The organism is Vibrio sp. La 4.2.2 (assembly GCF_027586995.1).
In the GTDB taxonomy this organism is placed as follows: domain Bacteria; phylum Pseudomonadota; class Gammaproteobacteria; order Enterobacterales; family Vibrionaceae; genus Vibrio; species Vibrio mediterranei.
In genome coordinates this window covers 636,772-649,494 of the sequence record NZ_JAPPTJ010000003.1, presented here as the reverse complement: position 1 = coordinate 649,494, position 12,723 = coordinate 636,772, and the positions used below count along the sequence as shown (strand labels likewise).

At 44.8% G+C, this 12,723-nt stretch carries 15 protein-coding genes; 12 read left to right on the top strand and 3 right to left on the bottom strand.

The window, feature by feature from the left end; genetic code table 11:
* Positions 1–7: 7 nt before the first annotated feature.
* The 4 genes from folC (at position 8) to purF (ending at position 3,965) form a co-directional block, all read left to right on the top strand.
* Entirely contained in the window at positions 8–1,288 is a 1,281-nt protein-coding gene (gene folC, locus OH456_RS09310) for a bifunctional tetrahydrofolate synthase/dihydrofolate synthase (RefSeq protein WP_270033320.1), read from the top strand.
* 18 nt (positions 1,289–1,306) lie between these two features.
* On the top strand, positions 1,307–1,870 hold the full coding sequence (locus tag OH456_RS09305; protein ID WP_038229946.1) for an SPOR domain-containing protein: 564 nt from the start codon (positions 1,307–1,309) through the stop codon (positions 1,868–1,870).
* A 61-nt stretch (positions 1,871–1,931) separates the two neighbouring features.
* The gene (locus OH456_RS09300) at positions 1,932–2,420 is read left to right on the top strand and encodes a CvpA family protein (protein WP_006071324.1); all 489 of its coding nucleotides are present in this window, start codon (positions 1,932–1,934) and stop codon (positions 2,418–2,420) included.
* 36 nt (positions 2,421–2,456) lie between these two features.
* Positions 2,457–3,965 carry an amidophosphoribosyltransferase gene (purF, locus tag OH456_RS09295; protein WP_006071323.1) on the top strand — a complete coding sequence of 503 codons (1,509 nt, stop codon included), beginning with the start codon at positions 2,457–2,459 and terminating at the stop codon, positions 3,963–3,965.
* 78 nt (positions 3,966–4,043) lie between these two features.
* Here the strand turns inward: purF and OH456_RS09290 are convergent, their stop codons facing one another.
* On the bottom strand, positions 4,044–4,919 hold the full coding sequence (locus OH456_RS09290; protein WP_006071322.1) for a LysR family transcriptional regulator: 876 nt from the start codon (positions 4,917–4,919) through the stop codon (positions 4,044–4,046).
* A gap of 354 nt (positions 4,920–5,273) precedes the next feature.
* On the opposite strand from OH456_RS09290, the gene OH456_RS09285 reads away from it, so the two are divergent.
* From OH456_RS09285 to recR, 7 genes are all read left to right on the top strand, one after another.
* The gene (locus OH456_RS09285) at positions 5,274–6,377 is read left to right on the top strand and encodes a response regulator (RefSeq protein ID WP_270033319.1); all 1,104 of its coding nucleotides are present in this window, start codon (positions 5,274–5,276) and stop codon (positions 6,375–6,377) included.
* 152 nt (positions 6,378–6,529) lie between these two features.
* On the top strand, positions 6,530–6,661 hold the full coding sequence (locus OH456_RS09280; RefSeq protein ID WP_038222320.1) for a hypothetical protein: 132 nt from the start codon (positions 6,530–6,532) through the stop codon (positions 6,659–6,661).
* The gene (locus OH456_RS09275) at positions 6,658–7,065 is read left to right on the top strand and encodes a YbaN family protein (RefSeq protein WP_270033318.1); all 408 of its coding nucleotides are present in this window, start codon (positions 6,658–6,660) and stop codon (positions 7,063–7,065) included. The genes OH456_RS09280 and OH456_RS09275 overlap by 4 nt, the downstream gene beginning before the upstream one ends.
* Positions 7,066–7,198: 133 nt before the next feature.
* Positions 7,199–7,744: an adenine phosphoribosyltransferase gene (apt, locus tag OH456_RS09270; RefSeq protein WP_006071318.1), complete on the top strand. Its 546-nt coding sequence runs from the start codon at positions 7,199–7,201 to the stop codon at positions 7,742–7,744.
* A gap of 13 nt (positions 7,745–7,757) precedes the next feature.
* Positions 7,758–9,941: a DNA polymerase III subunit gamma/tau gene (gene dnaX / locus OH456_RS09265; RefSeq protein WP_270033317.1), complete on the top strand. Its 2,184-nt coding sequence runs from the start codon at positions 7,758–7,760 to the stop codon at positions 9,939–9,941.
* A gap of 110 nt (positions 9,942–10,051) precedes the next feature.
* Positions 10,052–10,381: a YbaB/EbfC family nucleoid-associated protein gene (locus OH456_RS09260; protein ID WP_006071316.1), complete on the top strand. Its 330-nt coding sequence runs from the start codon at positions 10,052–10,054 to the stop codon at positions 10,379–10,381.
* 22 nt (positions 10,382–10,403) lie between these two features.
* Positions 10,404–11,003 carry a recombination mediator RecR gene (gene recR, locus OH456_RS09255; RefSeq protein WP_006071315.1) on the top strand — a complete coding sequence of 200 codons (600 nt, stop codon included), beginning with the start codon at positions 10,404–10,406 and terminating at the stop codon, positions 11,001–11,003.
* 69 nt (positions 11,004–11,072) lie between these two features.
* Here recR and aqpZ read toward each other — a convergent pair whose 3' ends face one another.
* Together aqpZ and OH456_RS09245 are read right to left on the bottom strand one after the other, a co-directional pair.
* A complete protein-coding gene (gene aqpZ / locus OH456_RS09250) occupies positions 11,073–11,768 on the bottom strand; it encodes an aquaporin Z (RefSeq protein ID WP_270033316.1) in 696 nt (231 codons plus the stop codon).
* 77 nt (positions 11,769–11,845) lie between these two features.
* Positions 11,846–12,094 carry a YkgJ family cysteine cluster protein gene (locus OH456_RS09245; protein WP_031493115.1) on the bottom strand — a complete coding sequence of 83 codons (249 nt, stop codon included), beginning with the start codon at positions 12,092–12,094 and terminating at the stop codon, positions 11,846–11,848.
* A 159-nt stretch (positions 12,095–12,253) separates the two neighbouring features.
* On the opposite strand from OH456_RS09245, the gene OH456_RS09240 reads away from it, so the two are divergent.
* Positions 12,254–12,691 (top strand): YcgN family cysteine cluster protein, encoded by a 438-nt coding sequence (locus OH456_RS09240; protein ID WP_270033315.1) that lies wholly within the window; start codon positions 12,254–12,256, stop codon positions 12,689–12,691.
* Positions 12,692–12,723: the final 32 nt, after the last annotated feature.

The window sequence follows — 12,723 nt, the reverse complement described above, 5'->3', positions numbered from 1 at the left end:
CGGCTAAATGAGTTCACAATCCATTCCACAAGCCACATCTTCTTTACAGGTGTGGCTTGATTACTTAAATAGTATTCATACTAGTGCTATCGACCTAGGTTTAGATCGAGTTTCGGTAGTCGCCCAAAAAGGTCAATTGACCAAACCTGCCCCAACAGTCATTACCGTCGCTGGCACTAACGGTAAAGGCTCCACCTGCGCGCTTATGGAAGCAATCTTGCTAGATGCAGGTTATTCAGTCGGCGTTTATAGTTCCCCACACCTTATCCGTTACAACGAACGTGTTCGCGTTAATGGTAGCGATCTTCCTGATGAATCACACACTCGTGCGTTTGACTATATCGAAAAGCTACGCGGCGAAGTCAGCCTTAGCTTTTTCGAGTACGCGACGCTTGCCGCATTGCGACAGTTTCAGGAAAACAAAGTGGAAGTGGTTCTACTGGAAGTGGGCCTGGGTGGGCGTCTTGATGCAACCAATGTGGTTGATCACGACGTTTCGGTCATTACTAGCCTTGCAGTAGATCATGTTGATTGGCTGGGTGACGACATCAATGTCATTGGGTTCGAGAAAGCAGGAATCTTTAGAGCTGGAAAACCTGCGATATGTGGTCAGCCCAAACCTCCTGCAACTGTACCTGCGCATGCTGATGATATTAAGGCAAATTTCTACCAAACGGGTATTCAATTTGACTACAAACTGACGTCAGAACATACATGGGCATGGCAACATGGCACCTTCATGCTCGAGGATTTGCCCGTACCAGTTTTGCCGCTAATGAACGCCAACACTGCGTTGATGGCTTTAGGGGCGGCTGAATTAGACATTTCCGACGTCAATATCGTGAATGGACTTAAGCAAGCGCGTCTTCCGGGTCGTATGCAGATGCTAACCGGATCGCCAGTAACCATTCTCGATGTAGCTCATAACCCTCATTCAGCAGAGTATCTGGTTGCACAGCTTTCTAAGCATTACCCAAATCGCAGATTTAAAGTCGTGATTGGCATGTTGCATGATAAGGATATCGAAGAGACCATTCGAGTGTTAAACCCATTAACTGAAGATTGGTATCCGGCGTCATTATCAGGGCCAAGAGCGGCGAGTGCAGACGAACTGTGCCAGCATTTAATGTCTGGCAATGCTCTAAATCGATATGACAACCCAGTAAGTGCATATCAAGCCGCGAAAAGTGAAGCAAAGTCAGACGATATGATTTTGGTCGTAGGATCCTTCCATACCGTTGGCGAAGTTCTTGAGCATTGTGAAAAGTTAGACGCTCAAGAGCAATAAAGTAATTAAGGAGTATCAATGGCGAGTAAATTTCAAAGCCGCTTGGTGGGTACCATAGTATTGGTCGCAGTTGGTGTCATCATTTTGCCTGACCTACTTGATGGTAAAAAGCTTCATTACAAAGAAGAGTTTGCCAGTATTCCGCTTAAGCCTGAAATCAGCGCTCAAGTAGAAAGCTTTGAGGTACTAGAGCCAGAAGAAGACACATCGGTGTTACCTGACTCGCCTGTTCAAGCAACAGTAGGGGAAGAGCTGGCTGCAACACCTGAGCAGCAGGCCGAACAAGATAAGCGTGATGTCGTGGATGTTGCAGTGAAAGAAGTGCCTGAGCGTAATGAGTATGCTGATAGTGCATGGATTATTCAGCTTATGGCTCTTAAGAATGCAGATAATGCTCGCGGTCTTGTTGCCGACCTACAAAAACGCGGCTATCAAGCACATGTAAAACAGGAAGCCACCTTTACGCGTGTCATCATAGGTCCAGATGTTTCAAAAAGTAAACTTGAGAAGCAATTGCTAGAATTGGAGAAAATTACCGGTTCAAAAGGTCAATTGCTCAAATTTAAACCACTAAATCCATAAGAAAACGTTTGCGTCGCGGATTTTTCTGTTAAAATGCGCGCCAACTTGAGATGAAGAATTCATGAATTGGTTAGATTTTGTCATTTTGGGTGTGATTGGGCTTTCAGCTTTAATCAGTTTAGTTCGCGGATTTGCCAAAGAGGCAATGTCTTTAGTGATATGGTTCGGCGCATTTTTTATTGCCAGCCAGTACTACGCAAAACTTGCGGTGTACTTTACCAATATCGAAGATGAGATGTTCCGAAATGGTGCCGCAATTGCTGCCCTATTTGTTGCCACACTGATTGTTGGGGCGTTAATTAATTATGTTTTAGGGCAGTTAGTGCAAAAAACGGGTCTATCGGGTACTGACAGAGTATTAGGTATCGTATTTGGCGCGCTTAGAGGTGTGTTAATTGTTTCTGCGGTATTGTTCTTTGTTGATACCTTCACGACACTAAATAGCAGTGAGTGGTGGGAGTCTTCCCAACTTGTTCCGCAATTTAAACTTGTGATACAGCCGTTTTTTGAACACATCGAAGCAACTTCTAGTTTCCTGTCTGGCGCCTAATGGCGCCAGCTAATGTCGCAAATCGAGGATTAGGACATGTGTGGTATTGTTGGAATCGTTGGCTCAACGCCTGTGAATCAGTCTATCTATGACGCTTTGACCGTTTTACAGCACCGTGGCCAAGATGCCGCTGGTATTGTTACCATAGAAAGCAATCGTTTTCGTCTGCGTAAGGCGAATGGTCTAGTAAAAGACGTATTTGAAGCGAAGCATATGCAACGCCTCCAGGGTTGTGTTGGTATTGGACATGTTCGTTACCCTACAGCAGGCAGCTCAAGCGCTTCAGAAGCTCAACCTTTCTACGTAAACTCACCGTTCGGTATCACACTGGCTCACAATGGTAACTTGACTAACGCTCACGAAGTTCGTGAGAAGTTGTTTGAAAAAGACCGTCGTCATGTGAACACTACGTCCGATTCTGAAGTATTGCTGAATGTGTTAGCTCATGAAATTGATACTGTAAAAGGCAATGTAACATCGGATGATGTCTTCAGAGCTGTTACTAATGTGCATCGCACTATCAAAGGGGCTTACGCAGTAGCTGCTATGATTATCGGTCACGGTATGATTGCATTTCGTGACCCTAACGGTATCCGACCGCTATGTTTAGGCAAACGTGATGTTGAAGGCAAAACCGAGTACATGGTGGCCTCTGAGTCAGTAGCTCTTGATGCAGTGGGTTTTGACTTTGTTCGCGATGTTGCTCCTGGTGAAGCGATTTATGTAACGTTTGACGGTGAGCTATTCACTCGTCAATGTGCTGACAACCCAAGCCTAAACCCTTGTATTTTTGAGTTTGTTTACTTTGCTCGTCCTGATTCATTCATCGACAAGATTTCTGTTTACAGCGCGCGTGTTGAAATGGGTAAGAAGTTGGGTGAGCGCATTCAGCAAGAATACTCAGATCTAGACATTGATGTGGTTATCCCAATCCCTGAAACGTCATGCGATATCGCATTGCAAATCGCTCAGGCTATCGATAAGCCATACCGCCAAGGTTTTGTTAAAAACCGTTATGTAGGTCGTACCTTCATTATGCCAGGGCAGCAGCAGCGTAAGAAGTCGGTTCGCCGTAAACTGAACGCCATTCGCTCAGAGTTTAAAGGTAAGAACGTTCTGTTGGTGGATGATTCTATTGTTCGAGGTACAACGTCAGAGCAAATCATTGAGATGGCACGCGACTCAGGTGCTAACAAAGTATTTATGGTCTCTGCTGCGCCGGAAGTTCGCTTCCCTAACGTTTACGGTATTGATATGCCGAGTGCCAATGAACTTATTGCTCACGGCCGTGACAACGATGCTATCTGTAAGCAAATTGGTGCGGACGCACTGATTTATCAAACCATTCCTGACTTAATAGAAGCTGTTGGTCTTGGAAACCCCGATGTGAAATTGTTTGAGGCGTCTGTATTCAACGGTGAATATGTAACTGGCGATATTGACCAAACGTATCTTGACTTCCTTGACTCGCTACGTAGCGATGATGCAAAGACGCAACGTGATATTCAAGCGGATCTAGCAAATCTAGAACTGCATAACGAATAAGCGAACGATGAAAAGAAAAAACCAGAGCAAGCTCTGGTTTTTTTGTGTCTAAATTTTGAAGCCGTTGCTACTGAAATATCAATGAAGTGAGTAATCGATAACAAAGTCGATGAACAGACGGACTTTTTCAGGAAGATGATCTTTATGGTTATAAAGCATATAAATATCGCGAGGGTTGGCACTCCACTCTGGTAGCACTCGAACTAGTTCGCCGTTGTTTATGTACTCTTTTAGCATGACATCGGGCATCAAGGTAATACCCAAACCCGCAGAACATGCTCTGCGAACCACATTTAAGCTATTGGCTTCGAAACGGCCTTTCGTGTTGTTAATAATGGACTCGCCACTGGTATTTTTCAGTTGCCATTTAATTAACGGTGCGCCTTTTAATAGGCGGTGTGTTGATAATTCTTCAGCATGCTTAGGCTCGCCGTTTAATGACAGATAGTCAGGATGCGCAACAAGGATATCTTTGACTGTACTGATCTTACGAGCGATTAAACTTGAATCGCGTTGAGGACCGACGCGGAAAATAACGTCCCATTCCGTTGGGTCTAGTTGATCGGCATGATTGCTCATCGTTAGCTCAAGACTGATGTCAGGGTATTTAGACATAAAGTCGTTGAACATCGGCATCATCATGCGCTTAGTCAAATTAGAAGGTGACGATATTTTTAGTTTACCAGACGCACCTTTGCATTCATCTGCGATATCTTCGGTAGTGCTAGTAAGACGCTGGAGAAGAGGAGAGCACTCATTATAGAAGCGTTCACCCGCTTCAGTTAAAGACAGTTTTCGCGCGTGACGATTCAGTAAACGAAGATTCAAAGAATCCTCTAGAGCCTGTATACGTCGAGTAATTGTTGCAACAGGGATCATTGTCTTACGAGAAGTTGCTGTATAACTCCCATTTTCCACAACAAGTCGGAACAGATTTAAATCGTCAAGTTTCATATATTCAACTATTTGTATTAATTGGCTTTTAGTATAGCTTACACCTTGTCAAGCTGGCGTGGTTAATTTCAAGCGTTGTTGCTAAATAACACAAGTGCTCTCAAGCAAACTAACTTGATATCAAAGGGTTGTTTGATTTTTTCAACTTTAGCTATTGTATTAAAAAAACTCTCCCAAGGGTACATTTGTATAAAAACGAATTTCTGCCTACAGTTAAAATACTCAGGAGCAGTTTGTTCTGCTGCCTGCATATACATATAAATGCATTATTGTAACGTGTCCTACGGTACGACGTTTAATGTAAACCAAAAAATAATAACAACAAGCTCAATCAATTTTGTGAGGCGTAATTTTATGTCTAATACCGACAGTCAGGCTGCTGTGGCTATACCTCATCAGCAACACAGTGCGCGGATTATGGTTGTTGATGATGATCCCGTATTTCGAACCGTTACCCGAAACTTTCTTGAGGCAACGGGCCACCAAGTAACAGAAGCTGGGGATGGATTAGAGGCTTTAAAACTACTGAGTATCACAGAGCCTGACTTAGTGCTTTGTGATTTAGCTATGCCACTTCTTACAGGCATGGAGTTTACCGAAGAGGTGCGCGTAGAGTACCCGTCACTACCGGTTATTGTAATTTCGGCGACGGGTGACATGGCGGACGTTGCTAAAGCGTTACGTATGGGAGTGAAAGACTTCTTAACCAAACCTATTGGTGACTATAAACATCTTACGGAATCTATTAATGTCGTCTTAGAAGAGAGTTCAAGCAGTTGTGAACAATCTGACTTTGTTAGTCGATGGTTTCGTATTGAAGAGTCAGAAGAAGACGGTTCGCAAGAAGAACAAGAATTGCATTGGCACCTACAATATCTTCAGCAAAATCCTAACGCAGCGAGAGAGTTACTTACGGCACTGTTACCTGAAAAAGATTCTGCGTTAGGGGCGTGGAGAAGTAGTTACCGGCTTTTGCAATCGGCCAACACATTACCTCTCGTGTTCGATTACACATGGCTTATGAGCGGTCAGATGGCATTTTATCTGGTCGATGCTTCATCAAGTGACCATGGTGGCGTGGCTAGTACGTTGTTGGTACGGACACTGTTTGATGATTATGTACGCCGTTTGCATCACAACAGTGTAGACCTTAAAGATCTTGCGAGAAATATAGAAAAAGGCATGCAATGCTCGTGCGCTGCATATCCTGTCGAGGCTGTGTTTGGAGTGATTGACTTATCGGAGGGGACCATATCTGTCTTGCCGGCGGGATTGGATTGTCGCTGGGAGAATTCTCAAGCTCATTTCAACATCTCTGGGTCAAATCGTTTGGGTGAGAACTGTTTAAGTAATTTTATGACTAAAGACCTTGCTGTTTTAGAAGGGGGTAAGTTGTCCTTAAGTCGAGTCGGTTCAAGTAGCTTCAGCTGGGAGGTAAAACTTGCTCTGCCTGGCTAAAACAGCGTTGCTGAAGCGCTCTTCAAAAATAACCACACAATTAGTCTGTTTTTGATTGAATGTAATTGAGATATAGTCAAAGTGTTAACAAAAATGGGAGGCGAAAGCTTCCCATTTTGATGTCTAAAACAACTATACCCAAGAGCAAAGTCATGTCTGATACAGAATTCAAAGAACCATACAACATTTTTTACTTTTTAGGCTTCATTGCCGCATTGCTAATTCCAACGCTTCCCGCTACTCTGACGTGGATTAGAGTAATGAACGGATATGCGGGTTTTTGACCAATACAATAAGTCCAGTTAAACGTTTCTTTTGGAATACGTTAGGCGTTATTTCAGTAATACTGGGTGTGGTAGGCATCGTACTTCCGCTTCTACCCACCACACCTTTCCTACTTCTTGCTAGTGCGAGTTTTTTTCGAGGTAGCCCTCAGTTTCATGATTGGTTACTTTCTCATCATAAACTTGGTCCCATCATCTCTGACTGGGAAAACGATCGCTGCATTAAACGTTCGGTCAGAACCAAAGGCGCAATCTTCATTGTTTTGAGTTTTGCCATTTCCATATTGATTGTCCAACCAGCATGGTTAAAAGTTGTGCTATTTATTCTGTTTATCGGCGTTTTTACCTTCTTTTTGCGAATTCCTGTGAAACAGCCCGTTGCCGACCACGATGAAAATCACTAACATGTGAAGGTTGTGTGCCCACGCTTAATGTGGGCGTTTTAATTTATACCTACAGAATGAACGTACTCGTGACTATTCGCGACAGCGTACTCTGATCGTCAGGCGTATAAAGACCTTTCCAGAGACCAATACTATGACAATCGATAAAATCTCCCAGATCAAAGCAAGCATCAAAAGCATTCCAGATTACCCAAAGCCAGGCATTCTATTTCGTGATGTAACGAGTCTTATGGAAGACGCAGCAGCTTACAAAGCAACGATAGAGATGCTTGTAGACAAATACAAAGATCAGGGCTTCACTAAAATTGTTGGTACTGAAGCTCGTGGCTTTTTGTTTGGTGCACCTCTAGCACTTGAGCTAGGTCTGGGATTTGTTCCAGTTCGTAAACCAGGTAAGCTGCCACGTGAAACTGTCGCACAATCATATGAACTTGAATATGGCACTGATACTCTAGAAATCCACACAGATGCTATTGTGGAAGGTGATAAAGTACTGATGGTTGATGACCTGTTAGCAACTGGAGGTACGATTGAAGCCACAACGAAACTTATTCGCCAACTAGGTGGTGAAGTATCTCACGCTGCATTTGTAATCAATCTGCCAGAAATTGGTGGAGATAAGCGCTTAGAAGCACTGGGTATTGAAGTATATAGCTTGTGTGAATTTGAAGGTCACTAATCAGGACACCTTAATGAGTTATCTCGCGTTAGCTAGGAAATGGCGACCAAGAAAATTTTCAGAGGTAGTTGGACAAACCCATGTCCTAACTGCACTTGAGAATGCACTAGACCAGAACAGATTGCATCATGCTTATTTGTTCAGTGGAACACGTGGTGTGGGTAAGACGTCCATCGGTCGCTTGTTCGCAAAAGGTTTAAACTGTGAAACGGGCATCACCTCGACACCTTGTGGTACATGTTCGACTTGTATCGAGATTGATGAAGGCCGAAGCGTTGACTTACTTGAGATTGATGCGGCGTCTCGTACAAAGGTTGAAGATACTCGCGAGCTTCTAGATAACGTTCAATATAAGCCAGCGAGAAACCGCTTTAAGGTTTACCTGATCGATGAAGTACATATGCTCTCGCGTCATAGCTTCAATGCGTTGCTTAAAACGCTTGAAGAGCCACCAGAGTATGTGAAGTTCTTACTGGCGACGACGGATCCTCAAAAGCTGCCGATGACCATTCTGTCGCGCTGCTTGCAGTTCCACCTCAAGCCGATCACTGTCGAGAATATCCAGCAACAGCTAGATCATATTCTTGAGAAGGAACAAGTTCAGTCTGAAAGCCGAGCGCTTGCTCTGCTTGCTCATGCTGCTGACGGCAGTATGCGTGATGCATTGAGCTTGACCGATCAAGCGATCGCGCTTGGAAATGGCAATGTATCGACACCAGTCGTCAGTCAGATGTTGGGTACGCTAGATACGGCTCAAGCGATTCAAATACTGGAATCATTGACTACGGGTGATGCACATCAAGTTATGACCAAGCTTGAGCACTTGGCGGAAAATGGTGTGGATTGGGATACATTGCTTTCTGAGCTCGCATTGCAGTTACATAGAATAGCGATGACTCAAGCATTACCATCTAGTATCGATGCCGCAATTGCCGACAGCGAAAAAATCCAGCACCTTGCGCGTACACTACAAGCAACGGATGTACAGCTGTACTATCAAATTGCTCTGAAAGGCCGACAAGATCTGCCCTTCGCTCCATCGCAACGTGTCGCCGTTGAGATGACGCTACTGCGTATGTTGGCATTTAGACCAAGCACTCAGCTCAGCGCTAATGAAATCACTGTCGCGAATCAAAGTGCAGTGGCTAAGCCTACGTTGTCATCGTCACAAAGCATGGCAACACAGCAGGTATCGAGTGATACTAATGCTCAAACTTATGCCACGCCGACGCCACAATTTGATAGTACGCGTGAACCGTATATTGATACCTCTGCTATACCGATGGGTAACCAACCAGTACAGGCCGAACATCGGCCAAATGCGCAAAGTGAATGGCAAGCACCTCCATCAAATCAAGAGCAGTATTCGCAAACACCGCCTTCGCAAATTCAGCCCGTTCCAAATAGCGGATCTAATGATGTCGTTCGCGGTGAGGCACAGCGCTCAGTTCCTGCCAGCGAGCCAGCAAGACCTGCGGGTGGTTTACGTCATCAATTGCGTTCGAAACGACAATCGGCTTCTCAAGATCAAGCGAATTCAGGAAACTCTCCTGTAAAAAAGCCTAAAGCGTCATCTGAATCTGCCTCTGTATTAGAGCGCGTTGCTCAGAGAACCCAAGGTCGCACGCCAAGTGCGTCAAATGGTTTAGATGCCGCTAAATCAAATACCGAGCAGGTTAAAGATAACGAGCCTTATCGATGGCGGCCAACAGGTAATGTTGTCGCTCAAGAAGTGAAGCCAGTCGTCAAACCGTCTACGCTTAAAAAGGCTCTTGAACATATCAAAACGCCAGAAATGGCGCAGCGACTGACGCAAGAAGCTGCTCAGCAAGACACATGGGCTGAACTGATTGAACGTCTTGATATTGGCAAACTGGTGCAACAATTAGCGCTTAATTCAGTCTTCAAAAAAGATGGATCATCCATTCAACTGGGACTGCGTGCTACACATGCGCATCTAAATTCTGACAAAAATCAGTCAGAACTACTTGCAGGGCTTAATGTCTTATTGGGAGAAGAGTGTCATTTGACGGTAGAGCTCTCCGAGGAGGGGACGACACCGCTCGAACTTCGTGAGCAGTTATATCAAGGCAAGCTTTCTGATGCGGCCAAGAGCTTGCAAGCGGATCCTAACATTCAGTTTATTGTTACAAGGTTTGCGGCAGAGCTAGACGAAGAGAGTATTCGACCTTTATAAAGTTACTTTCCCGGTTGTTTGCTCGAGGTAAACAGCTAGGAAGCGGGGTTGCAATCTTTGAATGCGTCCCCATGTTATTAGTTGAAACATGAATAAACCGAGAGAACCCTATGTTTGGTAAAGGTGGTATGGGCAACCTGATGAAGCAAGCCCAGCAAATGCAAGAGCAGATGCAAAAGCTTCAAGAAGAAATCGCTAACATGGAAGTAACAGGTGAGTCTGGTGCTGGCCTTGTTAAAGTAACCATCACAGGTAGCCACAGCACTCGTCGTGTTGAAATCGATGAAAGCCTTATGGAAGACGACAAAGAGATGCTAGAAGACTTGATTGCAGCGGCGTTCAATGACGCGGCTCGTCGTGTAGAGGAAACTCAAAAAGAGAAAATGGCGTCAGTAACTGGTGGAATGCAGCTACCACCAGGCATGAAAATGCCTTTCTAATTGAAGGATTAGAGAACAATTAATGCGTACTAGCCATATGCTGGAGCATTTGATGGAGGCCTTGCGATGTCTACCTGGGGTTGGTCCCAAGTCAGCACAACGCATGGCCTTTCATCTGTTACAGCGCGATAGAAAAGGCGGTATTCAGCTGGCGGATGCACTTTCAAGTGCAATGACTGAAATTGGTCACTGTCAGGAATGCCGTACCTTTACCGAAGAAGAAGTTTGTCATATCTGTAGCAATCCTAAGCGCAAAGAGAATGGCCAACTTTGTGTGGTAGAGAGTCCTGCTGATATTGCTGCTGTAGAAGCTACGGGGCAATTCTCGGGTCGCTATTTTGTTCTAATGGGGCACTTGTCGCCATTAGATGGCATCGGTCCTAGCGATATTGGATTGGATGTTCTCGATTATAGACTGCGCCAAGGCGACATCGGTGAAGTCATTCTAGCGACTAACCCAACAGTGGAAGGTGAAGCAACCGCGCACTACATAGCTGAACTGTGTCATGAGCACAAGGTATCAGCAAGTCGTATCGCTCATGGCGTTCCGGTGGGCGGTGAGTTAGAACTGGTCGATGGAACGACGTTGTCTCACTCTCTGTTGGGCAGACAAAAAATCTAAAGTAGATTGCTAAATAAGATTGATAGTGAAAAGGCGCATTTAGCGCCTTTTTTATGTTCAAAATTAGCTTTAGTCACTATCACTGCTTAGCAATGAGCGATACACCCAAGCCCCAATGATTGCACCAATAATAGGTGCCAACCAGAACAACCACAATTGTGCGACAGCCCAATCGCCAACGTAGAGCGCGACCCCTGTACTGCGTGCTGGATTTACTGACGTGTTGGTTACAGGAATACTGATTAGGTGAATCAAAGTCAAACACAAGCCGATCGCTATAGGAGCGAAGCCTTGAGGTGCTCTTTTGTCAGTGGCTCCCATGATGACCAGTAAAAACATTGCTGTCATGACGACTTCGCAGACCAAGGCCGCGGTTAACGAGTACTTCCCAGGGGAGTGTTCTCCATAACCATTAGAGGCAAAGCCAGACGCGGCGGCGTCAAACCCGGCTTGTCCGGAGGCTATAATATAGAGCACGCCACCAGCAAGTAAGCCACCGATGACTTGAGCAACAATATAAGGAAGTAGCTCTTTGGCGTCGAAGCGACCACCGGCCCAAAGGCCGATACTAACGGCTGGATTTAAATGGCACCCAGAAATGTGGCCAATAGCAAATGCCATTGTGAGCACAGTCAAACCAAAGGCAAACGCCACACCTAATAAGCCAATACCTACATCTGGAAATGCTGCAGCTAACACAGCGGAACCGCAACCTCCGAGTACAAGCCAGAATGTACCAAATACCTCAGCCAAATATCTGTTCATAAGAAACACCATTCTTAAAGTTGTGCGTCTTAACAACATAGCTTATTGGTTTGATACTGCCAGTTTAGCGTTAGATGTTAGGTAATTCGTTCAAGCTCTAGGATGTTTGCCAGTGCTTTAGCATTAGTATCGCCACACACGTCTGGACAGGCTTTAAAGGCATGGCACACTTTAGGTCGCTCTGGCTGACCAAACAACTTACAAAGATTGCGCTCATCAAGCTGTATGCAGCGAACGCCGCTGGGTTTGCCGTTTGGCATTCCAGGAATAGGGGAAGAAATACTTGGGGCGATACAACATGCCCCACAACCTAATCGACAATCCATCTTTTGCAGCCTTAAAATTGAAGGGCGCTGAGTTTACCAAAAATAAAGGTGTTGTACATAATTGAATCACAGCTACAGCATCCAGAAAGAACAGAGTACTTGCAGTTTGTATCGACTAGCGGTATAAAACGCCTCCACAGATTTAGAAGGTAATGCCACATGACCAGTCCATTTTGGGAAACAACACCATTAGAGCAAATGAGTGAACAGCAATGGGAATCATTGTGTGATGGTTGTGGTAAATGTTGCCTACACAAACTTATGGATGAGGACTCGGATGAGGTTTATTACACCAATGTGGCTTGTAGTTGGCTGAACAGCAAAACTTGTTCGTGTAAGGATTATCCAAATCGATTCCAATCGGGTGAAGAATGTTTAAAGCTAACCCGTGAAAAAATCCACGAGTTTAATTGGCTCCCAGAAACGTGCTCATACCGTGTTCTATCAGAAGGCAAACCCCTTCCAGAATGGCATCCATTGATCACGGGCTCTAAGTCCGCTATGCACGCTGCAGGGGAAAGTGTTCGCAATAAAGTTGTGTATGAAATTAATGTGGTGGATTGGGAAGATCACATCATCAACCATCCGAATCGTTAACAAAAAAGCAGGCTTAGAGCCTGCTTTTTTGA

Excerpts from the sequence above, each read along its gene's own strand:
- folC (WP_270033320.1), top strand. The coding sequence starts at position 8 with ATGAGTTCACAATCCATTCCACAAGCCACATCTTCTTTACAGGTGTGG.
- OH456_RS09260 (WP_006071316.1), top strand. The coding sequence starts at position 10,052 with ATGTTTGGTAAAGGTGGTATGGGCAACCTGATGAAGCAAGCCCAGCAA.
- aqpZ (WP_270033316.1), bottom strand. The coding sequence starts at position 11,768 with ATGAACAGATATTTGGCTGAGGTATTTGGTACATTCTGGCTTGTACTC.
- OH456_RS09240 (WP_270033315.1), top strand. The coding sequence starts at position 12,254 with ATGACCAGTCCATTTTGGGAAACAACACCATTAGAGCAAATGAGTGAA.
- OH456_RS09280 (WP_038222320.1), top strand. The coding sequence starts at position 6,530 with ATGTCTGATACAGAATTCAAAGAACCATACAACATTTTTTACTTTTTA.
- OH456_RS09305 (WP_038229946.1), top strand. The coding sequence starts at position 1,307 with ATGGCGAGTAAATTTCAAAGCCGCTTGGTGGGTACCATAGTATTGGTC.
- recR (WP_006071315.1), top strand. The coding sequence starts at position 10,404 with ATGCGTACTAGCCATATGCTGGAGCATTTGATGGAGGCCTTGCGATGT.
- OH456_RS09245 (WP_031493115.1), bottom strand. The coding sequence starts at position 12,094 with ATGGATTGTCGATTAGGTTGTGGGGCATGTTGTATCGCCCCAAGTATT.
- dnaX (WP_270033317.1), top strand. The coding sequence starts at position 7,758 with ATGAGTTATCTCGCGTTAGCTAGGAAATGGCGACCAAGAAAATTTTCA.
- OH456_RS09285 (WP_270033319.1), top strand. The coding sequence starts at position 5,274 with ATGTCTAATACCGACAGTCAGGCTGCTGTGGCTATACCTCATCAGCAA.
- OH456_RS09290 (WP_006071322.1), bottom strand. The coding sequence starts at position 4,919 with ATGAAACTTGACGATTTAAATCTGTTCCGACTTGTTGTGGAAAATGGG.
- apt (WP_006071318.1), top strand. The coding sequence starts at position 7,199 with ATGACAATCGATAAAATCTCCCAGATCAAAGCAAGCATCAAAAGCATT.
- purF (WP_006071323.1), top strand. The coding sequence starts at position 2,457 with ATGTGTGGTATTGTTGGAATCGTTGGCTCAACGCCTGTGAATCAGTCT.
- OH456_RS09300 (WP_006071324.1), top strand. The coding sequence starts at position 1,932 with ATGAATTGGTTAGATTTTGTCATTTTGGGTGTGATTGGGCTTTCAGCT.